Genomic DNA, 22,391 nt, shown 5'->3' with positions numbered 1-22,391 from the left:
TCCGGCTGAAGGGCTCGGTTCGTCATCTTCCCGTCGTCTACGCACGTTACAACGGCTGCGTAGTTTGACGGCGCTCAAGGTTCTGCATCAACAACCCTAAAGTTCCGCCAGACCTGGCCGATACCGATGCGTCATTCCGCCTGGAGTACGCGATGTCGGCCTTCCCCCGCCGCCTTTGGTTGTCCCTCACCCGACGCGGTGAGTCCGTTCCTGTCCGGCATGCGCTGCGCGACGGGCTGGTTGCACTGCGCCGGCTGAGCGTGGCGCGCAAGCTGAAGATCAGCCTGGTCGCCTGCGTATCGGGCCTGTTGCTGGTGGCCATCGTATACGCGTGGACACGGTACAACAGCGAGCGTGCCGCCGACACGTTCGACAGGCACCAGCAGGTCACCGGGCTGGTAGCGGCCCTGGGCACCCAGGTCGCAGACGCACGCCGCCTGCAGACCCGCTATGCGACCAGCTTCGATGACGCCGACCGCCAGGCGCTGCAGCAGGCCCGGCAGGAACTGCAGGATTCGCTGGCCGCACTGCAGCGCGCCGCCGCAGGCAATGGCAAGGCGGAGGCGTTGCAGGCACTGGCCGCACGCATCGCCGAGTTTGCCGACGGCATCACCGCGCTGAACGCACGCGTGGATGAAATGGGGCGTGGCGACGAGAACCTGCGCGCGCAGGTCGAGGCCGCCGCGACTGCAATGGAGGATGCCCTGGCCACGGTGCAGCGCCCGGCGCTGGACGCGCAATGGCAGACGATCCGTCGGCAGGAAGCGCTTCTGCTGCTTACCGGCGATTCCGCCCACACCGACCGGGCCAGCGAGGCCAAGCTTCCCTTCGAGCTGGCGGTGGCCGCGCCGGGCCTGCGTGCAGACGCGCAGGACGCGCTGCGCGCGGCGATGGACGCCTACCAGGGTGCGTTGCTGGGCTACACGGCCGCCCGGGTCGGCCTGGACATAGAGGCGCAATCGCTGGCCGACACCGCCGCGCAGATCGCGCCCAGCCTGGAACAGGTCCAGCAGGCGCAGGCCGCGTCGCTGGAGGCGGCGCGCGGTCGCCTGCAGAGCCAGGCACGGACCATGACGGTCGCGTTCGCGGTGACCCTGCTGCTGGTTGCACTGCTGCTGGTCGCCACCCTGCTGCTCACCCTGCAGGCGGTGCAGCGCCCGATCGCCGACACCCTGCGTTTCGCCGAAGACATCGCCGAAGACCGGCTGGACACGATGCTGTTCGTGCGTAATCCGCACGACGAGTTCGGGCAGCTGGCGCAGCGGCTGCTGCACATGCAGGGCCGGCTGCGCAGCCGGATCGAGGCCGAGCGCGCGGCCGCGCGCGACAACACCCGCGCCCGCCAGGCGCTGGACAGTGCCCAGACCGGGTTGATGGTGCTCGACCCGGACGGCAGCATCGGCTTCCTCAACCGCGCGCTGTGCAGCGCACTGGGTTGCACGCCGGAACAGTGGCGCGGTGAGCCCGCGCATCGGCTGCACCCGGTGTTCGGCAACGTGGCCGCGCAACTGCAGCGTGGCAAGGGCAGCGCCCATGAGGTCGAGCAGGGCGGTGTCCGCTACCAGCTGGTGCTCAATCCGATCCTGGACGAGGGCCAGCTGCTCGGCGCTGCGGTGGAATGGCGCAGCCGCGCGCTGGAGACCACGGTGGAAACCGAGGTGGCCGCGCTGGTGGACGCTGCCGCACATGGCGAGCTGGACGCGCGCATCGCGGTGCATGACAAGCAGGGTTTCGTGCTGACCCTGGCGGTCAGCATCAACCGGCTGCTGGACACCTTCCAGGGCAACCTGGCCGGGCTGCAGGCGCTGCTGTCGGGGCTCGCGCGTGGCGACCTCGGCCTGCGCATGCAGGGCGACTTCCAGGGCGTGTTCGCACAGATGCGCGACGACGCCAACGCCAGCGTGCAGCAGCTTTCCGACATCGTGGTGCGCATCCAGCAGGCCACGGGCGCGATCCATGGCGCGGCCGACGAGATCGTCGCGGGCAACCGCGACCTGGCCGAGCGTACCGAGCGCCAGGCTGCGCACCTGGAAGAGACCGCCTCGTCGATGGAAGAACTCACCGCCACCGTGCGCCAGAACGCCGATTCCGCGCTGCAGGCCAACCGGCTTGCGGTGGGCGCCGCGGACATCGCAGTGGAAGGCGGCAGCGCGGTCGCGCAGGTGGTGGCGACCATGCACGACATCGCCGCCTCGTCGCGCCGGATCGGCGACATCACCGGGGTGATCGATGGCATTGCCTTCCAGACCAACATCCTGGCGCTCAACGCGGCGGTGGAAGCCGCACGTGCCGGTGAACAGGGGCGCAGCTTCGCAGTGGTGGCCGGCGAAGTGCGGCTGCTGGCGCAGCGCAGTGCCGACGCCGCGCGCCAGATCAAGACCCTGATCGAAGCGTCGGTGGATAACGTGAATGCGGGCACCCGCCAGGTCGACCAGGCCGGTGCGACCATGACCCGCATCGTCAGCAGCGTGGAGCAGGTCACTGCGATCACCGCCAGCATTTCCGCCGCCTCCCAGCAGCAGAGCGAGGGGATCGAGCAGGTTGGCAAGACCCTGCTGCAGATGGACGGCAGTACCCAGCAGAATGCCGCGATGGTGGAGGAGGCCAGTGCATCGGCGCAGGCCATGCAGCGGCAGGCCGGGCAGTTGTCCGAAGCGGTGGCCGCGTTCGTGCTGGAACGGCCGGCGGCGCCCGTCACCAGGCGCATGCGCGCGGTGGGTATGCTGGATGCATGAGCACCCGAAAGAAGCCCGTTCCACCCCGCGCTGCCGCTGACGCATTCGTGCGCGTTCGCGGTGCCCGCGAACACAACCTGAAGAACGTCGACGTGGACATTCCACGCGATGCGCTGGTGGTGTTCTCCGGCATCTCCGGTTCCGGCAAGTCGTCGCTGGCCTTCGGCACGCTGTACGCCGAGGCGCAGCGGCGCTACCTGGAGTCGCTGTCGCCGTACGCGCGGCGGTTGATCGACCAGGTCGGCGTGCCCGACGTGGACGCGATCGAAGGCCTGCCCCCGGCGGTGGCGCTGCAGCAGCAGCGCGGCACCGCCAGCGTGCGGTCCAGCGTGGGCAGCGTGACCACGCTGTCCAGCCTGCTGCGCATGCTGTACTCGCGTGCCGGTACGTATCCGGCGAAGCAGCCGATGCTGTACGCCGAGGATTTCTCGCCGAACACGCCGCAGGGCGCCTGCCCGAACTGCCACGGCCTGGGCCACGTGTACGAAGTGACCGAGCAGTCGATGGTGCCCGATCCTTCGCTGAGCATCCGCGAACGCGCCATCGCCGCGTGGCCACCGGCGTGGCACGGGCAGAACCAGCGCGACATCCTGGTCACGCTCGGCTACGACGTCGACATTCCCTGGCGCGACCTGCCGAAGAAGCAGCGCGACTGGATCCTGTTCACCGAAGAGCAGCCGGTGGCGCCGGTGTACGCAGGGTTCACCCCTGCCGAAACCCGCGCTGCGCTGCGCCGCAAGGAAGAGCCCAGCTACATGGGCACCTTCAGCGGCGCGCGGCGCTATGTGCTGCATACCTTCGCCACCACCCAGAGCGCCATGATGAAGAAGCGCGTGGCGCGCTACATGGTCGGTACCGTGTGCCCGGTCTGCGAGGGTAAGCGCCTGAAGCGCGCATCGCTGTCGGTGACCTTCGCCGGGCTGGACATCGGCGCGCTGTCGCAGCTGTCACTGGCGGCCATGGCCGACGCGCTGCGGCCGGCCGCCGAAGGCCGATTCGAAGCGCCTGCGGCACGCGCACCGCGCAGCCGTGCCGCCGGGCGCAAGGCCGAGCAGGAGCGTGTGGCCGCCGGCGGCCTGCAGCACGCAGGCAGCAGCGACGTGCGCCGTACTCCGGACCTGTCCGAAGAAAAGCGCATTGCCGCGCAGCGCATCGCGCAGGACCTGGTGGAGCGTATCGGCACACTGGAAGCGCTGGGGCTGGGCTACCTGTCGATGGACCGCGCCACGCCCACGTTGTCGCCGGGCGAGCTGCAGCGACTGCGCCTGGCCACCCAGATCCGCTCCAGCCTGTTCGGCGTGGTGTACGTCCTCGACGAACCGACCGCCGGCCTGCATCCGGCCGATGGCGAGGCGCTGTACGACGCATTGGACCAGCTCAAGGCCGGTGGCAACACGTTGTTCGTGGTCGAGCACGACCTGGAAATGCTGCGCCGCGCTGACTGGCTGGTGGACGTCGGCCCCGGTGCCGGCCAGCACGGCGGGCAGGTGCTGTACAGCGGTGTGCCGGACGGCCTGCGCACGGTGAAGGCCTCGGCCACCGCGCCCTATCTGTTCGACACCCACGCGGCCACGCGCCGCACGCCGCGCGAACCGGCCGGCTGGCTGGAGCTGCGCGGCGTGCATCGCAACAACCTGCACGGGCTGGACGCACGCTTCCCGCTGGGCACGTTCTGCGCGGTCACCGGCGTGTCCGGCTCCGGCAAATCCAGCCTGGTCAGCCAGGCGCTGGTGGAGCTGGTCGGCGACCACCTGGGCCATGAGCCGCCGACAGCGGACACCGACGACGACCTGCCGCAGCCAAGCCGGATCGAGCGCACGCGCGGCCGCCTGCATGCCGGGCAGGCCGCGATCAAGCGGCTGGTCAACGTCGACCAGAAGCCCATCGGCCGCACCCCGCGTTCCAACCTGGCCACCTACACCGGCCTGTTCGACCACGTGCGGAAGCTGTTCGCGGCAACCCGCATGGCCAAGGCGCGGCGGTACAGCGCCAGCCGCTTCTCCTTCAACATGGCCCAAGGGCGCTGCGAAACCTGCGAAGGCGAAGGATTCGTGCACGTGGAACTGCTGTTCATGCCCAGCGTGTACGCGCCATGTCCGACCTGCCACGGCCAGCGCTACAACGCCAAAACCCTGGAGGTGGAGTGGAACGGCCGCAACATCGCGCAGGTGCTGGCGATGACCGTGGAGGAGGCGCTGGCGTTCTTCGTCGACGAAGCGGTGGTGCAGCGCCCGCTGCAGCTGCTGCGCGACATCGGACTGGGCTACCTGCGGCTGGGCCAGCCGGCCACCGAACTGTCCGGTGGCGAAGCGCAGCGCATCAAGCTCGCCACCGAACTGCAGCGCAGCCAGCACGGCAATACCCTGTACGTGCTGGACGAACCCACCACCGGCCTGCACCCGGCTGACGTGGACAAGCTGATGGCGCAGCTGCACGGCCTGGTCGATGCGGGCAACACCGTGGTGGTGGTCGAGCACGACCTGCGCGTGGTCGCCGATACCGACTGGGTGATCGATGTGGGCCCGGGCGCGGGCGAGCAGGGCGGCCAGGTGGTGGCTGCAGGCACGCCCGAGCAGGTCAGTCGTTCGAAACAGGGAAAGACCGCGCGCTATCTGCGGCGCTTCTTTACCTGAGGCTCGCCCACGTCTCCACTTCGCCTGCGGCGAACGGCCCGAGCTTCTGTTTGACGATCCTGCCCTCGGCGTCCACAAGCACCGAATACGGCAGCAGGCCCTGCGCATTGCCCAGGCGTACGCTCGCGTCATCCGGCGCGGGCTGCTCGACCACGATCGGGTAGCTCACCGGCACCTGCTGAAGGTAATCGCGCACGCCGTCGGGTGTATCGATGGCCAGGCCGACCACCTGCACGCCGTCGGCGCCCTGCGCGGCAGCGAACGCGGCCAGCATCGGCATCTCCTCGATGCAGGGGCCACACCAGCTGGCCCAGACATTGATCAGCAGCGGACGGCCGTGGAAACGGGCGAAGTCCACCGGCGCGCCGTCCACGTCGGGCAGGGTGACCGCCGGCATCGGATCGCCGGGCCTGGCCGGGACGGCGCCAGGACGTTTCACCGCAGCAACACGGGCTTCCGGCGGTTCACGCGCGAACTGGTAGAGGCCGGTACCCAGCCCCAGCGCCGCCGCGATCAGCCCTACCACCAGCAGCGACCTGCGCGGCGGTGCGCTCATCGTGCGGTGCGCAGCAGCGCTTCGTCGACCAGCGCCTGGGTCAGCACGGTCGGCAGCACCGTCGGCGGTGCGCCGGGACCATAGACCACGTACAGCGGCACGCCGACCGCTTTGTGCTCGTCTAGGAACGCGGTGATCTGCTCATCGACATTGGTGTAGTCGCCGCGCATGTACACCGCGTTGGTCCGTCGCAGGGTTTCCTCGAACGCATGGGTGCCCAGCACCGCACGTTCGTTGGCCTTGCAGGTCACGCACCAGTCGGCGGTCATGTTGACGAACACCACGCGGTTGTCCTGGCGCAGGCGGTCGAGCATCTGCGGCGAATAGGCCACCACGTTGTCGGCGGTGGGCGCCGTGGCCTTGCCCGGGGCGTCGATGCGGGTCACCGCCCATACCGGCACCAGCGCGCCCAGCAGCAGTACCAGGGCCAGTACCGCGCCCACCCGCTGGCTGCGCCACCGGCTGCGCTCGAACCACCACAGCGCCAGGCCCACCACCACCAGCCCGGCCAGCACCAGCGCCATCGCGTCCACGCCGCGCTGCTTGCCCAGCACCCACAGCAGCCACAACGCGGTGCCGTACATCGGGAAGGCCAGCACCTGCTTCAGCGTTTCCATCCATGCACCGGGGCGCGGCAGGCGCTTGGCCAGCGATGGCACGAAGCCGATCAGCAGGAACGGCAGCGCCAAGCCCAGGCCCAGCACCAGGAACACCAGCATCGCCGGCAGGGCCGGCGCGGTGAACGCGTAGGCCAGCGGCGCACCCATGAACGGCGCCACGCACGGGCTGGCGACCACGCAGGCGAGCACGCCGGTGAAAAAATCGCCGACCGGACCGCTGCGCGAGGCCAGCGACTGGCCCACGCCGCCGAGGCTGCCGCCGAGGGTGAACACGCCCGACAGGCTCAGGCCCACGGTGAACATCAGGTACACCAGCGCGGCGATGAACCACGGGTGCTGCAGCTGGAAGCCCCACCCTGCGGCCTGGCCGGCCGCACGCAGGGCCAGCACCAGCGCGCCGATCGCCGCGAACGCCACCAGCACGCCGGCGGTGTACCAGAGCGCATGGCTGCGCGCGCGCTGGCGGCTTTCACCGCTCTGCGCCACGCCCAGCACCTTCAGCGACAGGATCGGCAGCACGCACGGCATCAGGTTGAGGATCAGGCCACCGGCCAGCGCCAGCAGCAGGGCCGCGATCAGCGTGGTCGGGGTGGCGTCGCTGTTGCCCGGTGGGGGCGTGCGCTGCGCGTTGTCGGCGCTGGCATCGGGCGCGTCGGCCTGTGCCGCGTCCGCCACCGGCTCGTTCGGCCGGATCAGCATCGGCTGGGTGGCAATGCCATTGGCTTCGCGCGGCTGCGGGCGTTTGTCGCGGCTCGCCAGCGGCGTGATCACGTCGCTGCGGCGCACCGTCTCATCGGCGCTGGCGTTGACCTTGCCGGCCGGCAGCGCCAGCTTCACGCGGCGCGTCATCGCCGGGTAGCAGATCCCGTCGGTCTGGCAGCCCTGGAAGGTGATCACCAGGGTCGCCTCGGCGGCGTCGGCGACGCTGCGACGCAACGGCAGGGTGACCTCGGTCTGGTCGAAGTACACCGCCACGTCGCCGAAGTGTTCGTCGCGGTGCGACTTGGCCGCAGGCCAGCGCGGCGTGTCGGCGCGGATGCCGGGGGCGCCTTCCAGCTTCAGCGAGGTGCGGTCGCGGTACAGGTAGTAACCCGGCGCCGGGCTGAAACGCAGCAGCACCGTGTTGCCGTCGCCAACGATGGCTTCAAAGCCGAACGCGCGCTCTGACGGCAGCGGCAGTGCCTGGGCGTTGGACGTTCCAGGCAGGCGCAGGCCACCGCCGGCATCGCCACCGGCCAGCGGCGTGTTGAAGGGAGAAGCGGCCGCGCCGTTGAAGGCCGGGGTTACCGCGCTTGCGCCCGATCCGCTTCCGCCGGGCAGCTTCACCTGCAGGCTGCGCTTCTGCGGCGGGTAGCACACGCCTGCGTCGGCGCAGCCCTGGTAACGCACTTCCAGCGTGACCGTGCCGGCATCGTCGGCGGCCTTGCCCGGCAGCACGGCGACCAGCCGATCACGGTAGGTTTCCACTTCGCCGAAGAAGTCATCGTGGTGTTTCTTGCCCGCCGGCATCTGCAGCGCGTCGGCGCTGAAGGCCGCGTCGCTCTTGACCGTGGTCCGGTGGCGGTAGAGGTAGTAGCCCGGCGCGATCTTCCAGCTGACCTCGATATGCCCGCGGTCGCGCGCCTGCGCGCTCAGCCCGAAGGCCTCATCCACCGGCAGCAGGTCTTTTTCGCTGACGGCCAGGGCCGGCAGGGACACCACGAACAGCGCGCACAGCGCGGCAAAGCGACCAAACAGCGTCATCAATCGGTTTCCTCTCGGGTCTGGGCCCGAATCCAATCCAGGTAGGCCGGAAGGCCAGCGCGGGTTTCGACCGCGATGCACTCGGGGAGTTCATATGGGTGCAGCACCTGCACCCGGGCGATGGCCGCATCCAGGCGGCTGCCGGTGGTCTTGATCAGCAGCTGGACCTCAGCGTCCTCCGTGACCTCGCCGTGCCAGCGGTAGGTCGAGTGCGCCCCGTCCAGCCGCGTCACGCACGCGGCCAGGCGTTCTTCGACCAGCGCATGCGCCACCCGCGCGGCGGTGGCCGCGTCGGGGCAGGTGGTCAGAAGAATGAATACGGAATCGGCGGTCGACATGACCGCCGATTATAGGGATGGAATTCCACCGCTGCCGGCCGGCCCCCAAGCGGGGCCGGCCAACACAGCGGTACTGCCGGCCGCTGGCCGGCTCCACGTAACCCGTCAGTCAGCCAGCTGGCAGCTGGTCGGCTTCGCGGAGGTGAACAGGGCCGGGGTGGCCCACTCGGGGTGGTCGACGAACGGGTTGCGATTGCCCTGGAAGCTGAAGACCACCTCATTGCGGGCCTTTTCAGCCGCGTTCGGCGGGTCGGCCAGGTGCCATTCGATCAGGGTCGAGAGCAGCCCCATGTAGGCGGGCGAGGACGAGGTCTTGACGATCTTGTTGCGGTCGTCGGTCAGCTCCAGGTCCGGTTCGGACTGCCCGGTGGCCGCGTCCTTGCCGCCCTCATAACGGATCGCCATGTACATCACCGCACGCGCCATGTCGCCCTTGCGCTGGCCCCACACTTCGAAGGTGCCGGTATTGCCGTCCGGGTTGCGCACCCAGTTGGAATTGCCCGGATACCCGCCGCTGCCTCCGCCCTGGCCGTTGTTGTTCTCGGTAGCGCGCTCGCCGCAGGCGGCGTCGCACTTGGCGAACGGCTTGTTGCCGCGGTCGGCGTTCCACTGCGTGTCGGTCAGGTACAGCATGTGGGTGTCGGTGTAGGGCGCGTACGGCAGGCCCTTGTCGCCGGTGGTGCTGGCAAAGCCCAGCGAGTTGGGCCAGGTGTGCTCGCGGTTGTAGGTCAGGCCGCTGCCGGTGCCCGCGCGGTCGCTGACCTTGGCGTAGCTGCGGTTGCGGTACGCGTCCAGGATCCGGCCGCTGTTGTTGGGATCCTCGTCGGCGATCTCCAGGATGGTCCAGGTGCTGGTCCCCGAGCCGCTGTACGGATACGAGGTGTGGCCCTTGATGGTTTCATGCAGCGAACAGCGCAGCTGGCTCGGGCTGGAGGTGTTCACCTTCGAGTAGTAGCTGCCCGGGTCCGGGTCGGGACCGGGATCGGTGCCGCCGCCCGCAGCCACCGTGAACGCAATGCGGGTGTCGGCGGCCGGGCGGGCGCCCTGCGCGTCCTTGATCCGGGCGGCGCGGATATCGAACCGGCAGGCCTCGCCGGCCACCAGCGCGGTGTTGGTGGACAGGGTGAAGGTGGTGCCGCTGGTGGCGTGGGTGAGCGGCACGCTGCCGGACTGGCCGCAGCTCAGCACGAACGCGCCGCTGCTGGCGGTGACGTTCTCGCTGAAGGTCACCGCCAGGTCCGCGGCGGCCGGGAACGTGGTGGCACCCTGCTCGGGGGTGGTGGTGCGGACCGAGGGCGGGGTGTTCGGGCCGGTGGCGCCGCTGCCACTGAAGGTCTGGCCGTTGTTGCAGGCACCGAAGGTCTGCGCCGCCGAGGGCGCCCAGGTGAAGTGGGCGTACTGGCTGCCGCTGCCGGTGAGCTGGAGGGAGGTACCCGGCGCGGTGCTGTTGGTCTCGCTGACCGGGATGTTCTGGCTGGTCAGCCCTGCCGCCGGACCGCTCGCGGCGGTGACCGTGCCTTCATAGCTGATGAACTGCACCACCTTGCCACTGCCATCGACCAGCGCGATGCCGTCGTTGGCGCCGTTCTGCAGGCCGTTGGTGGGATAGGTGAAGGTGGCGAGGCTGGCCTTGCCACAGCCGGCGGCGGTGCCGGCCGGTACCGGGTTGCTGGCGTACACGGTGGCGGCGGACGGGGTGCTGCCGTTGTACAGGTAGAGCGTGTAGCTGGAGAGGTCCTCGCCGCCGGTGGCGACCACCTCGATGGCTTCGCCGACGTCCCCGGCGGGGGTGCTGTCGTCGTAGTGCAGTTCATTGATGAACACGTCGGCCCGGGCGGGGCCGGCGGCCAGCGCCAGCAGGCACGCGAGGGAAAGCGGTGTGAGCAACCTCATCTACGGCTCCTTGTGATTGGGTTTTGCCCGCCGAATCTAGCCAATCCATATGACACATCTATCGATATGTCGTATTCGGCACGCCGCAATGGGACGTGCGTCAAGAAATTGGCGGAACTTTGTCGGGTTGAGCCTCTCCGACGTTTCCCCATCTGCGAAAAATTCGGGCCCGGCCCCTTGAAAGGCACCTGTGGGCCACCATCTCTGCCCTGTCCCGCACTGGCGGGTTTTTTCGCGAGCGGTGCTGGCAGTCACCTGGGGTGAGTGCTAACATCGCCGGACTTTTTCAGCTCAATCAATCACTTAAGAGGTCCCACATGAACATCAAGCCGCTTCACGACCGCGTTGTGGTCAAGCCCATCGAAGCCGACGAAGTTTCCGCCGGCGGCATCGTGATCCCGGATTCGGCCAAGGAAAAGTCGACCAAGGGTGAAGTCGTAGCCGTGGGCACCGGCAAGGCGCTCGACAACGGCAGCGTGCGCGCCCCGGCGCTGAAGGTCGGCGACAAGGTCATCTACGGCCAGTACGCCGGCAGCAGCTACAAGAGCGAAGGCGTGGAATACAAGGTCCTGCGCGAAGACGACATCCTCGCCGTCATCGGCTGATTGATGCCGCCGGGCCGAGCGCCCGGCCACCTGTCCCCCAATTATTCAGAAGGTAATCGCAATGGCTGCCAAGGAAATTCGTTTCGGTGAAGACGCCCGTTCGCGCATGGTGCGCGGCGTCAACGTTCTCGCCAATGCCGTCAAGGCCACCCTGGGCCCGAAGGGCCGCAACGTCGTGCTCGAGAAGAGCTTCGGCGCCCCGACCATCACCAAGGACGGCGTGTCCGTCGCCAAGGAAATCGAACTGGCTGACAAGTTCGAGAACATGGGCGCGCAGATGGTGAAGGAAGTCGCGTCGCGTACCAACGACGACGCCGGCGACGGCACCACCACCGCCACCGTGCTGGCCCAGGCCCTGATCCGCGAAGGCGCCAAGGCCGTGGCCGCCGGCATGAACCCGATGGACCTCAAGCGCGGTATCGACAAGGCCGTGGTCGCCGCTGTCGCCGAGCTGAAGAACATCTCCAAGCCCACCGCTGACGACAAGGCCATTGCCCAGGTCGGCACGATCTCGGCCAACTCGGACGAGTCGATCGGCAACATCATCGCCGAAGCGATGAAGGAAGTCGGCAAGGAAGGCGTGATCACCGTTGAAGAAGGCTCGGGCCTGGAAAACGAGCTGGACGTGGTCAAGGGCATGCAGTTCGACCGCGGCTACCTGTCCCCGTACTTCATCAACAACCAGCAGGCGCAGACCGCCGACCTGGACGACCCGTACATCCTGCTGCACGACAAGAAGATCTCCAACGTCCGTGACCTGCTCCCGGTGCTGGAAGGCGTCGCGAAGGCTGGCAAGCCGCTGCTGATCGTGGCCGAGGAAGTCGAAGGCGAAGCGCTGGCCACCCTGGTGGTCAACACCATCCGTGGCATCGTCAAGGTCGTGGCCGTCAAGGCGCCGGGCTTCGGCGACCGTCGCAAGGCGATGCTGGAAGACATGGCCGTGCTGACCGGCGGTACCGTGATCTCCGAAGAGATCGGTCTGTCGCTGGAGAAGGCCACCATCAACGACCTGGGCCGCGCCAAGAAGGTGCAGGTTTCCAAGGAAAACACCACGATCATCGACGGCTTGGGCGACAAGGCAGCCGTGGAATCGCGCGTGGCCCGCATCAAGACCCAGATCGAAGACACCTCGTCCGATTACGACCGTGAAAAGCTGCAGGAACGCGTGGCCAAGCTGGCCGGCGGTGTTGCCGTGATCAAGGTCGGCGCGTCGACCGAAATCGAAATGAAGGAAAAAAAGGACCGCGTCGACGACGCCCTGCACGCCACCCGTGCAGCGGTCGAAGAAGGCGTGGTGCCGGGCGGCGGCGTTGCCCTGGTCCGTGCGGTCACCGCGCTGGCCGGCCTGAAGGGTGCCAACGAAGACCAGAACCACGGCATCCAGATCGCCCTGCGCGCGATGGAAGCCCCGCTGCGTGAAATCGTCGCCAATGCCGGCGAAGAGCCGTCCGTGATCGTCAACAAGGTCAAGGAAGGCACCGGCAGCTACGGCTACAACGCCGCCAGCGGCGAGTTCGGCGACATGCTGGCCTTCGGCATCCTGGACCCGACCAAGGTGACCCGTTCGGCCCTGCAGAACGCTGCGTCCATCGCCGGCCTGATGATCACCACCGAAGCGATGGTGGCTGAAGCGCCGAAGAAGGACGAGCCGGCCATGGGCGGCGGCGGCATGGGCGGCATGGGTGGCATGGGCGGCATGGACTTCTAAGGTCCGCGCACCCACGACATCCTGTCGTGATGCATACGAAGAACCCCGCCGTGAGGCGGGGTTTTTTGTGTGCGACCCACCGTCGCAGTTGCGAATGAAACATTTTGCGTCGCACAAAAGCTGTGTTATCAATAGTCCCCAATGAACGCACGCCCCGCCAGTTCCTACTTTTGGTATTACTTTCCGAAGCCACCGGCGGAGGAAGGCATGCGCTCAACCTGAAGAAAGCTTCAGACGCATACCCGAAAGCCGCCAGCGCACCTGGCGGCTTTTTTGTTGCCGCCGCGCTGGGGACCCCCACCTTCCAGGAGACCCCCCCATGCCCCCGCACACCGACGACCTGCGCATCCGAAAACTCGACCCGTTGACCCCGCCGGCGCAGCTGATCGCCATGCTGCCCTGCGACGACGAAGCCTCCGACACGGTCAGCGCCTCGCGCGCGGCCCTGCACGAGATCCTGCACGGCCGCGACGACCGCCTGGCGGTGGTGATCGGTCCGTGCTCGATCCACGATCCGGTGGCCGCCATCGAGTACGCCCATCGCCTCAAGCCGCTGCGCGACGCCTATGCGGGCGATCTGGAGATCGTCATGCGCGTCTACTTCGAGAAGCCGCGCACCACCGTTGGCTGGAAGGGCCTGATCAACGACCCGGACCTGGACGGCAGCTTCCAGATCAACAAGGGCCTGCGCATCGCGCGCGGCCTGCTGCGCGACATCAACAAGCTGGGCCTGCCCGCCGGCGTGGAATTCCTTGACGTGATCTCGCCGCAGTACATCGCCGACCTGGTGGCCTGGGGCGCGATCGGCGCGCGGACCACCGAAAGCCAGGTGCACCGCGAGCTGGCGTCGGGGCTGTCCTGCCCGGTGGGCTTCAAGAACGGTACCGACGGCAACATCAAGATCGCTGCCGATGCGGTGGGTGCCGCGTCCAACCCGCATCACTTCCTGTCGGTGACCAAGCAGGGCGACACCGCCATCGTGGCTACGGCGGGCAACCCGGACTGCCACGTGATCCTGCGCGGCGGCAAGCTGCCGAACTTCGACGCGGCCAGCGTGGATGCGGCCAGCCAGACCCTGGGCAAGGCGCACCTGCCGGCGCGGCTGATGATCGATGCCAGCCACGCCAACAGCAGCAAGAATCCGGAAAACCAGCCCAAAGTGGTTGCCGACATCAACGCGCAGCTGGCCGGCGGTGAAGAACGCATCGTCGGGGTGATGGTGGAAAGCCACCTGGTCGCCGGTCGCCAGGACCTGGTGGAAGGCCAGCCGCTGACCTACGGCCAGAGCATCACCGACGGCTGCATCGGCTGGGACACCTCGCTGGAGGTGCTGGAATCGTTGGCCCAGGCGGTGCGCGCGCGGCGTGCACGCCGTCTGGCAGCGGCTGCCTGAGGCGGGTGCGGGGCCGGCCAGCGGCCGGCTCCGCGAAAGACCAGGCCTACTGAAATCCCAGTTTTATTAATTAGAATCAATTGGATACACCCTACCCAAGTGGCGCAGACTTCAGGCCTCGCTTGAGGGCTCCATAAGGTGTATGTACAATGTATGCACAATCCAGCAACGTGCGAGTGCTCCCCATGGGAACCGCAAGCAAAGTCATCAACTTCCGCGCACCGGCCGACAAGCAGGATCTGATCGACCGCGCCGTTGAGATCAGCGGTGTGAACCGCACCGAGTTCATCCTCGATGCGGCGTGCGACCGGGCGCGCGAAGTCCTGGCCGACCAGACGCAGTTCAACGTGAGTGCGGAGCAGCTGCAGCGGTTCAACGCACTGCTGGACTCGCCGCTCGAAGACAACCCGGCGCTGCGCCGGCTGTTGAGCACGCCCGCACCCTGGGAGCGTTAAGCCCTTGCGGCTCTCCGCTCCCGTACCGCTGCAGGCGGAGCATCTGCTCGATGGCTTCCGCTGCAGCGCCCCTGCGCTGACCCGCTGGCTGCTTGAGCGCGCGCACCAGAACCAGGTGTCGGGCGCCTCGCGGTGTTTTGTCAGCTGCGACGAGCAGCAACGCGTGGTCGGCTACTACGCGCTTTCCGCTGGCGGGATATCACACGACACTGCACCGGGCAGGGTCCGTCGCAACATGCCGGATCCGATCCCGGTCATCGTGCTCGGGCGGCTGGCCGTGCATGCAGAGTGGGCCGGGCAGGGGATCGGCCAGGGCCTGCTGAAAGATGCCGTGCTGCGCGCCTTGCAGGCCTGCGGCCAACTGGGTGCCCGTGCATTGCTCTGCCACGCCATCGATGAACCGGCCAAGGCGTTCTACCTCAAGCACGGGTTCGTCGTGTCACCGATCCATCCGCTTACGGTGATGCTGCCGCTTCAGTGCACTTCGTCACGATAGACGAACTTCGGCATTTCCCACTTGTAGTGGATCGCGAGCAGGCGCAATGCAAAGCCGCCGCCCAGTGACCAGAGCATGGCCGCATTGAGCGACACGCCCAGCTCCAGCAGGCCCAGCCACGCGGCACCGGTGAACAGGGTGATCACCGCGTACAGCTCCTTCTGGAAGATCAGCGGCACTTCGTTGCACAGCACATCGCGCAGTACGCCGCCGAAGGCGCCGGTCAGCATGCCCGCGATCAACACGATCGGCACCGAGTGGCCGGCGTCGCGCGCCACGGCGCACCCGATCAGCGTAAACGCGATCAGCCCCAGGCCGTCCAGCACCAGGAAGGTGCGACGGAAATGATGCATCCAGCGCGCCAGCCAGGTGGCGATCAAGGCCGCGCAGATGGTGAAGCCCAGGTACTCGGGGTGCTGGACCCAGCCCAGCGGGTAATGGCCGAGCACGATGTCGCGCAGCGAGCCGCCGCCCAGCGCGGTGACGCAGGCGATGATGACCACGCCGAACAGGTCCATGCGCCGCCGGCCCGCCGACAGGGCGCCGGTCATGGCTTCAGCGGAAATGGCGATGAGGTAGATGACAGCGAGCAGCATGGGGGAACTCCAGGACGCAGGCGGGGCCGCGTCCGGCGCGGATTCTATCAGCCAGCATCCCCGCGCCGGTGGATAATCCCGGTATGCCCGCTGAACCCGCCCCCTGGTACGTGTACCTGCTCGAATGCCGCAATGGCAGCTATTACGCTGGCATCAGCAACGACGTGGACGCCCGCTTCCAGGCGCATCTGTGCGGCAAGGGCGCGCGCTACACCCGTGCCAATCCGCCGCTGAAGGTGCTGGCCGTGCGCGCCTATCCGGACCGTGCGGCGGCGTCGAAGGCCGAGTGGGCACTCAAGAAGCAACCCCGCGAGCGCAAGCTGGCGTGGCTGCAGGCCGGCGACGCGGAACCGGCCTGAGCATGCGGCTCACGGCCTGGGACGGCGGTCGTCCTGGTCGTCGCCGAAGATGATCCGCGCGCTGCGCTGGTAGCTCCAGTACGCCACGGCCCAGTTGAGCAGCACCACGATCCGGTTGCGGAAGCCGATCAGGAAGAACACGTGCGCGGCCAGCCAGAACCACCAGGCCAGCACGCCGGACAGCTGCAGGCGACCCAGGTGCACGATGGCGGCCATGCGGCCGATCGTGGCCAGGTTGCCGAAGTCCTGGTACTTGAACGGTCCCGGTGCCTGCCTGCCCTCCAGTCTTGCGCGTACGGTGGCGGCCACGTGCTTGCCCATCTGCTTGGCCGCCGGCGCCACGCCCGGCACCGGGCGTCCGTCGGCCTGCTGCAGCGCGGCCAGGTCGCCTGCGACGAAGATCTCCGGGTGTCCGGCCAGGGTGAGGTCCGGTTGCACCGGCACGCGCCCGGCGCGGTCCAGCGGCACCTCCAGCGTGCGCGCCAGCGGCGAAGCCGCCACACCGGCAGCCCAGACCACCGTGCGCGCGGGAATGAACTGCTCGCCGAGCTGGAAGCCCTCGCCGTTGATGTTGCTCACCGGCGTTCCCGTCAGTACTTCCACGCCGAGCTTTTCCAGCTGGCGACGCGCCTTGAGCGAGAGCACTTCGGGGAAGCTGGAGAGCACGCGCGGGCCCGCTTCCACCAGCCGCACCTTGGCGCTGGCCGGGTCGATGTGGCGGAACTCGTTGCGCAGGGTGTGCCGCGCGATCTCGGCCAGGGTGCCGGCCAGCTCCACGCCGGTGGGACCACCGCCCACCACGGCGAAGCTGAGCCAGGCTGCCTTGCGCGCCGGGTCGGGTTCGGCCTCGGCGCGCTCGAACGCCAGCAGCAGTTTGCGGCGCAGCGCGATGGCATCGTCGAGTGTCTTCAGGCCGGGCGCATCGGCGGCCCATTCGTCGTGCCCGAAGTAGGCGTGGGTGGCGCCCGTGCACAGCATCAACGTGTCGTAACCGAGCGTGCTGCCATCGGCCAGGGTGATCTGGCGCGCGTGTTTGTCGATGGTGGTGACTTCGCCCAGTCGTACTTCCACGTTGCGCTGCTCGCCCAGGATGTGGCGCAGCGGTGCGGCGATATCGGGTGCGGACAGGCCCGCAGTGGCGACCTGGTACAGCAGCGGCTGGAACAGATGGTGGTTGCGACGGTCCACCAGGGTGATGCGGACGCGCGCGCTGGCGAGCGCGCGGGTGGCCCAGAGGCCGGCAAAACCACCCCCGATGATGACCAGGTGGGGCAGGGGATCGCGGGTCATGCAGACACTCCTGGATGGTCGATTCCAATGTGGGCATCGTCGCATGCCGGGCTGCATGTGCACGTGGATGCCTGCAACCCGGTTCAGCGGCCATCGCAGCGGTACGGCCATCGGCGTATCGTAGCGGCGCACTTCAATAATCAGGAAACCAACATGCTGAAGATCTGGGGCCGGCAAAATTCCAGCAACGTGCGCAAGGTGTTGTGGTGCGCCGAGGAAATCGGCCTGCCGTACGAGTCCATCGAAGTGGGTGGTCCGTTCGGTGGCACGCAGTCGCCGGAATACACCGCGATGAATCCCAACAGCTTGGTGCCGGTCATCGAAGACCATGGCCTGCCGCTGTGGGAGTCCAACACCATCGTGCGCTACCTGAGCGCGCGTTACGCACTGGGCACGCTGTACCCGGAAGACGCGATGGCGCGTGCCCAGGCCGAGAAGTGGATGGACTGGAGCACCTCGCGGATGGCGCCGCTGTACAGCGAACTGATCTGGGGCATCATGCGCACCGCCCCTGCCAACCGCGACGAAGCACGCATCAACGCGGCCGTGGTGCGTGCCGGTGAGCTGCTGGCGATGGCCGATGCCACGCTGGAGCGGCAACCGTGGTTGTCCGGCGAGCAGTTTGCGATGGGCGACATCCCGCTGGGCGCATTGGTCTATGCGTGGTTCGAACTGCCGATCCAGCGCCCGTCGCTGCCGCACCTGGAAGCGTGGTACCAGCGCCTGCAGCAGCGCCCTGCGTACATCAAGGCGGTGATGACCCCGCTGACCTAATACAGGTCCATCGGATCCACATCCAGCGACCAGCGCACCTTCCGCGCCTGCGGCAGCGCGTACACCTGCGGCATGATCTGGTCCAACAGTGCATGCAGCGGCCGTCGTGACGGCGCCGACAACAGCAGCTGGGTGCGCTGGTAACCGGCGCGGCGTGGCATCGGCGCCGGCATCGGGCCGAACCGCTCCACCGGGCTGTCATGCGCGATCAGCTCGCGCACGCCGCTCAGCATGGCGTTGGCATGCTCCACCTGCTGCGCCTCGGCGCGCAGCAGCGCCAGGTGTGCGAACGGCGGGAAGCCCGCCGCTTCGCGCTGCTGCAGCTCGGCGTCGGCGAAGGCGTGGTAACCGCCATTGACCAGCGTTTCCAGCAACGGATGCCCGGGATGGTGGGTCTGCAGCCAGACCTCGCCGGGATCGGTCGCGCGCCCGGCGCGCCCCGCTACCTGGATCAGCTGCTGGGCCAGTTTTTCGCTGGCGCGGAAATCGGCCGAGAACAGGCCTTCGTCGATCCCCACCACCACTACCAGGGTTAGCTTGGGCAGGTCGTGGCCCTTGGCCAGGATCTGCGTGCCGACCAGGATGCCGGCACGGTCGCCCAGCGACGCCAACTGGGTTTCCAGTGCGTCGCGCCGGTTCGTGGTGCCCCGGTCGATGCGGATCACCGGGTAATCGGCGAACGCCTCCACCAGATGCTCTTCAAGCCGTTCCGTGCCGATGCCCTGCGGCTGCAGCGCCAGGCTGCCGCAGTCCGGGCAGGCCAGCGGCGCGGGTTGGCGCGCGCCGCAGTGGTGGCACTGCAGGCGCCGCCCACCAGCGTGCACGGTCATCGGCGCATCGCAGCGTTTGCAGGGAGCGGTCCAGCCGCAGTCGTGGCAGAGCAGCACCGGCGCGTAGCCGCGCCGGTTCTTGAACACCAGCACCTGGTGGCCAGCCTGCAGGTGCTGTTCGATACCCTGCATGACCTCCGGCGACAGGCCGTCCTTCAGCGGGCGCTTGCGCACGTCGAGCACCCGCACCGTGGGCGGTCGGGCCTCGCCGGCGCGCTGCTTCAGGCGCAGGTGGGTGTAGCGACCCGCGTGTGCGTTGTGCAGCGACTCCAGCGACGGGGTGGCGCTGCCCAGCACCACGGGAATGTCGAGCGCCTTGGCCCGCACCAGCGCGAAATCGCGGGCGTGGTAACGGATTCCGTCCTGCTGCTTGTAGCTGCCGTCATGTTCTTCGTCGACCACGATGAGGCCGGCGTTGGGCAGCGGGGTGAACACCGCCGAGCGTGTTCCCACGACCACCTGCGCTTCGCCGCGTGCGGCGGCTGCCCATACCCGCGCGCGCTCGTTGTCGTTCAAGCCCGAGTGCAGCACATGCACGGTGATGCCCAGGCGGCTGCGGAAGCGGGCCAGGGTCTGCGGGGTGAGCCCGATCTCGGGCACCAGGACCAGCGCCTGGCGACCGCGCGCCAGGCAGTCCGCGATCGCCTGCAGGTATACCTCGGTCTTGCCGCTGCCGGTCACGCCATCGAGCAGGAATGCACCGAAGCCCATCCCGGCGGTGATGGCAGCGATCGCGTCGGCCTGCTCCGCATTCGGGCACGGACCGGGACGGAGGCTGGGCAACGCCGCGCTGTGCGCGAGCGCAACGCGCTCGACCAGCCCGCGCTTGGCCAGCGCGCGGGCGGCAGTGCGCCAGTCATGCAGTGCTTCGTCCAGGAGGTCTTCATCGACACTGCCGTTGCCGAGCAGCTCGGCCAGGCGGTGGGGCCGGGTACCCGCGCGCAGTTTCACGCCCGGGTCCTGGCCGGCAGGGGTGAGCTGCCAGCCCCAGCGGTGGGTGTCAGGAACCGGTTCGCCCTTGCGCAACGGGGCGGGCAGGGCAGTGCTGACCACCTCCCCCAGCGGCGCATGCGTGTAGCGCGACAACCACTGCAGCGAGGACCAGAGTTCCCCGCCCAGCAGCGGGGCCGGGTCCAGCCACGCCACCGCGGCGCGAAGGGTGGCGCCGTCGGCCAGTGTGCCGATTCCGGCCACCACGCCGACCAGCTCGCGGGAGCCGAACGGGACCCGCAGCCGACGGCCGATCATGCCCGGGTGCGGCAGCTCCCCCGGCGGGGGGGCATAGTCGAACCACTGCGGCAGGGGCACGGGCAGGACGACCTGCAGGCTGGGCGTGGGGGCGGGCGAAAGCATCGGGCCAGTGTAGCGGTCGTGGACCGGCCTGTTCAGTCGGAGAATCCCCTGTCGGCGCCTGCCGTGGAACCTAAATACCGGCTAAATATCCGTGGCTATTGGAGATTCGGTCTTATCCACATCTTCTGTGGATAAGTCTGTGTGCGAGTGTCGAACTCCGAGCTGATTGTCAGGGAGTTCCGCCCTCATACCTGTGTTGGTCAAAAAATAGCCACACAGTAAAAGCCAATAAAATCAACAGCATGGCTGTGAAACAAAGCTGACACACGGGTGACGCGGGCTTCACCCCCCGGTTTTGTGCCGTTTTTGTTGGTGCTGTGCACAACCTGCGCGGCTGTCAAGCGTTCCCGGGCGTATGTCAGGCCGCCTGCGGCCCGCAACGGCATGCCCGACCGGGGGCGCACTCGCTATCATTCCGGCACTTGATGGAGTTGCTATGACGGCTGTGAACGCCTCTGTTTCCTCTAACGCAGCGGGCGCACTGTCCGCGTTCCTGCGAGGCGTTGAACGCCGTGCCCTGGTCGTTGCCGAGCTGCAGTGCGGCGATCCGACCGTTGCCGAACAGGCCCTGGTCGCGGTCATGCGCGCGTTCGCCGGGATCGCCAGTGATGTGCCGATGGCCCAATGGCCCGACCGCTTCTGGATCCTGCTGGCGCACCGCACCCCGATCCGCGTTCCCGCCGCAGGCGGGCAGTGGGCACCGGAACTGTCGCACCTGCCGCAGCTGGCCCCGCCAGCGCGCCTGGCCCTGCTGCTGCGGGTCGGTGGCGGGTTGGACGAGGCCGCCGCCGCACAGATCCTGGACATGCCGGTGGCCGACTACCAGCACGCGCTGGCCGAGGCCTGCCCGCGCGACGCACACGGCCACCCGGACGCCGCCGGCTGGCGCGCGCTGGCCGAGCAGGTCCAGCAGCGCCTGCGCGAGATGCCGGCCAGCCGCCTGCAGCAGCTGCATCAGCCGGCCGCCGTGCCCGCAGCGGGCAAGGACAAGGGGCCGGCCTCGTGGCGCGCGCCCGCGCCTGCAGAGGCTGCCACCCGCCGCACGCCTGCCCGCCGCCGTGCCGGCAATCGGCGGCCGCTGTGGCGAGGCCTGCTGATCCTGCTGGTCACCACCGGCGTGCTGCTGGGTGGCGCGGCCTGGTGGAAGCATCGGCCGGCCGCCGTGCCGCCCGAGGCGAGCGTGCCCGATGGTGCGGTGTCCACCGCCGACCCGGTGGCCGTGGAACAGCTGCCGGCCGACGACCTGCCGGTGGCCGCGCCGGCCGACCCCGCGCATGCCGCCAGCGATGCGGCGATGCTGGCTGACCCCGAACTGATGCTGGCCCGCGATGCCGATCTGTATGCCTGGTTCGCGGCCGGCGGGCCGGTGCCCGTCGATGAATCGCAGCCGCAACCGAACCGCCCCGAACCTGCCACCGCCGGCCTGGAGACATCTGCCGCCGATGAATAAGTCGATCCTGCTGCTCCTGATGGCCCTGTCCGCTGGCGCCACTGCCGCGCCCCGGGCACTGCCGCTGCACACCCCGGTTGCCGCGCCCGTCCCCACCCCGACCACCGCACCGGCGATTCCCGCAACCCCGGCCGCGCTCGATCCGGCACAGCTGCGCGAGCTGCGCACCCGCTACGCACAGTGGCAGGCGCTGCCCGAATCCGAGCGCACCCGCATCCGCGAGGCCGCGCGCCGCGTGGCCGCGCTGCCGGCGGCGCAGCAGCAGGCGCTGCGCGCGCGCTTCGACGAACAGGACCAGCGCTTCCGCGACGGCTGGCGGTTGGGCCCGCAGCTGGGCCAGCAGTTCCCCAAGCTGCAGGGCCTGTTCGGCTACCTGCCGGTGGAACAGCGCGAACCCGCCCTGGCCGTCCTGCGCCAGCTCAACGACGGCCAGCTGGCCCAGCTCACCCTGATCGCCCAGCGCACCCCGCCCCAGGAGCGCGACCGCGTACGCGACCAGTTCCTGGGCCTGGCGCCGGCCGCCCGTGATGCGTGGCTGCGGGAAAATGTAGTGCGGTAAGCGTA

The 22,391-nt window shown here is 68.5% G+C and carries 18 protein-coding genes; 11 read left to right on the top strand and 7 right to left on the bottom strand.

From position 1 onward, the window contains the following. The first annotated feature begins 152 nt into the window (after positions 1–152). Both HGB51_RS08745 and HGB51_RS08740 read left to right on the top strand, forming a co-directional pair. Entirely contained in the window at positions 153–2,735 is a 2,583-nt protein-coding gene (locus HGB51_RS08745; protein ID WP_070209067.1) for a methyl-accepting chemotaxis protein, read from the top strand. After that, on the top strand, positions 2,732–5,368 hold the full coding sequence (locus HGB51_RS08740; RefSeq protein WP_070209068.1) for an excinuclease ABC subunit UvrA: 2,637 nt from the start codon (positions 2,732–2,734) through the stop codon (positions 5,366–5,368). The genes HGB51_RS08745 and HGB51_RS08740 overlap by 4 nt, the downstream gene beginning before the upstream one ends. On the opposite strand, the gene HGB51_RS08735 is transcribed toward HGB51_RS08740, so the two are convergent. The 4 genes from HGB51_RS08735 to HGB51_RS08720 form a co-directional block, all read right to left on the bottom strand. After that, positions 5,361–5,924, bottom strand: a complete 564-nt coding sequence (locus tag HGB51_RS08735) for a TlpA family protein disulfide reductase (RefSeq protein WP_070209069.1) — start codon at positions 5,922–5,924, stop codon at positions 5,361–5,363. The genes HGB51_RS08740 and HGB51_RS08735 overlap by 8 nt on opposite strands. Then, positions 5,921–8,287, bottom strand: a complete 2,367-nt coding sequence (locus HGB51_RS08730; RefSeq protein WP_171966789.1) for a protein-disulfide reductase DsbD domain-containing protein — start codon at positions 8,285–8,287, stop codon at positions 5,921–5,923. The genes HGB51_RS08735 and HGB51_RS08730 overlap by 4 nt, the downstream gene beginning before the upstream one ends. Next, positions 8,287–8,625, bottom strand: coding sequence for a divalent-cation tolerance protein CutA (cutA, locus tag HGB51_RS08725; RefSeq protein ID WP_070207622.1), 339 nt, complete (start codon positions 8,623–8,625; stop codon positions 8,287–8,289). Before cutA ends, HGB51_RS08730 begins: the two co-directional genes overlap by 1 nt. Positions 8,626–8,730: 105 nt before the next feature. Next, positions 8,731–10,518: an endonuclease gene (locus tag HGB51_RS08720; protein WP_070207621.1), complete on the bottom strand. Its 1,788-nt coding sequence runs from the start codon at positions 10,516–10,518 to the stop codon at positions 8,731–8,733. A 317-nt stretch (positions 10,519–10,835) separates the two neighbouring features. Here HGB51_RS08720 and HGB51_RS08715 point away from each other — a divergent pair, with 317 nt between their 5' ends. The 5 genes from HGB51_RS08715 to HGB51_RS08695 all read left to right on the top strand — a co-directional run bounded on the left by HGB51_RS08715 (position 10,836) and on the right by HGB51_RS08695 (position 15,175). Beyond that, a complete protein-coding gene (locus HGB51_RS08715; RefSeq protein ID WP_070207620.1) occupies positions 10,836–11,123 on the top strand; it encodes a co-chaperone GroES in 288 nt (95 codons plus the stop codon). A 61-nt stretch (positions 11,124–11,184) separates the two neighbouring features. After that, positions 11,185–12,831, top strand: a complete 1,647-nt coding sequence (groL, locus tag HGB51_RS08710; RefSeq protein ID WP_070207619.1) for a chaperonin GroEL — start codon at positions 11,185–11,187, stop codon at positions 12,829–12,831. 319 nt (positions 12,832–13,150) lie between these two features. Then, positions 13,151–14,224 carry a 3-deoxy-7-phosphoheptulonate synthase gene (locus tag HGB51_RS08705; RefSeq protein WP_070207618.1) on the top strand — a complete coding sequence of 358 codons (1,074 nt, stop codon included), beginning with the start codon at positions 13,151–13,153 and terminating at the stop codon, positions 14,222–14,224. A gap of 185 nt (positions 14,225–14,409) precedes the next feature. After that, positions 14,410–14,679, top strand: a complete 270-nt coding sequence (locus tag HGB51_RS08700; protein ID WP_070207617.1) for a type II toxin-antitoxin system TacA family antitoxin — start codon at positions 14,410–14,412, stop codon at positions 14,677–14,679. Between the two features lie 4 nt (positions 14,680–14,683). Beyond that, entirely contained in the window at positions 14,684–15,175 is a 492-nt protein-coding gene (locus HGB51_RS08695) for a GNAT family N-acetyltransferase (protein WP_070207616.1), read from the top strand. Here HGB51_RS08695 and HGB51_RS08690 read toward each other — a convergent pair. Further along, entirely contained in the window at positions 15,154–15,771 is a 618-nt protein-coding gene (locus HGB51_RS08690; protein WP_070207615.1) for a trimeric intracellular cation channel family protein, read from the bottom strand. The two genes, HGB51_RS08695 and HGB51_RS08690, sit on opposite strands and share 22 nt — an antisense overlap. An 83-nt stretch (positions 15,772–15,854) precedes the next feature. Here HGB51_RS08690 and HGB51_RS08685 point away from each other — a divergent pair, with 83 nt between their 5' ends. Further along, positions 15,855–16,130, top strand: coding sequence for a GIY-YIG nuclease family protein (locus HGB51_RS08685; RefSeq protein ID WP_070207614.1), 276 nt, complete (start codon positions 15,855–15,857; stop codon positions 16,128–16,130). Positions 16,131–16,139: 9 nt separating this feature from the next. Here HGB51_RS08685 and HGB51_RS08680 read toward each other — a convergent pair whose 3' ends face one another. Beyond that, positions 16,140–17,420 carry an NAD(P)/FAD-dependent oxidoreductase gene (locus HGB51_RS08680; RefSeq protein ID WP_070207613.1) on the bottom strand — a complete coding sequence of 427 codons (1,281 nt, stop codon included), beginning with the start codon at positions 17,418–17,420 and terminating at the stop codon, positions 16,140–16,142. 153 nt (positions 17,421–17,573) lie between these two features. On the opposite strand from HGB51_RS08680, the gene HGB51_RS08675 reads away from it, so the two are divergent. Further along, positions 17,574–18,194 carry a glutathione S-transferase family protein gene (locus HGB51_RS08675; RefSeq protein WP_070207624.1) on the top strand — a complete coding sequence of 207 codons (621 nt, stop codon included), beginning with the start codon at positions 17,574–17,576 and terminating at the stop codon, positions 18,192–18,194. Here the strand turns inward: HGB51_RS08675 and HGB51_RS08670 are convergent. After that, the gene (locus HGB51_RS08670; protein ID WP_070207612.1) at positions 18,191–20,377 is read right to left on the bottom strand and encodes a primosomal protein N'; all 2,187 of its coding nucleotides are present in this window, start codon (positions 20,375–20,377) and stop codon (positions 18,191–18,193) included. The two genes, HGB51_RS08675 and HGB51_RS08670, sit on opposite strands and share 4 nt — an antisense overlap. A gap of 436 nt (positions 20,378–20,813) precedes the next feature. On the opposite strand from HGB51_RS08670, the gene HGB51_RS08665 reads away from it, so the two are divergent. Together HGB51_RS08665 and HGB51_RS08660 are read left to right on the top strand one after the other, a co-directional pair. Next, positions 20,814–21,827 carry a hypothetical protein gene (locus HGB51_RS08665; protein ID WP_070207611.1) on the top strand — a complete coding sequence of 338 codons (1,014 nt, stop codon included), beginning with the start codon at positions 20,814–20,816 and terminating at the stop codon, positions 21,825–21,827. Beyond that, positions 21,820–22,386: a DUF3106 domain-containing protein gene (locus tag HGB51_RS08660; protein ID WP_070207610.1), complete on the top strand. Its 567-nt coding sequence runs from the start codon at positions 21,820–21,822 to the stop codon at positions 22,384–22,386. The genes HGB51_RS08665 and HGB51_RS08660 overlap by 8 nt, the downstream gene beginning before the upstream one ends. Positions 22,387–22,391: the final 5 nt, after the last annotated feature.

It is taken from the genome of Stenotrophomonas bentonitica (assembly GCF_013185915.1).
Lineage (GTDB): Bacteria > Pseudomonadota > Gammaproteobacteria > Xanthomonadales > Xanthomonadaceae > Stenotrophomonas > Stenotrophomonas bentonitica.
The sequence above is the reverse complement of the archived record's forward strand: the minus strand, read 5'-3'. Positions and strand labels throughout refer to the sequence as shown.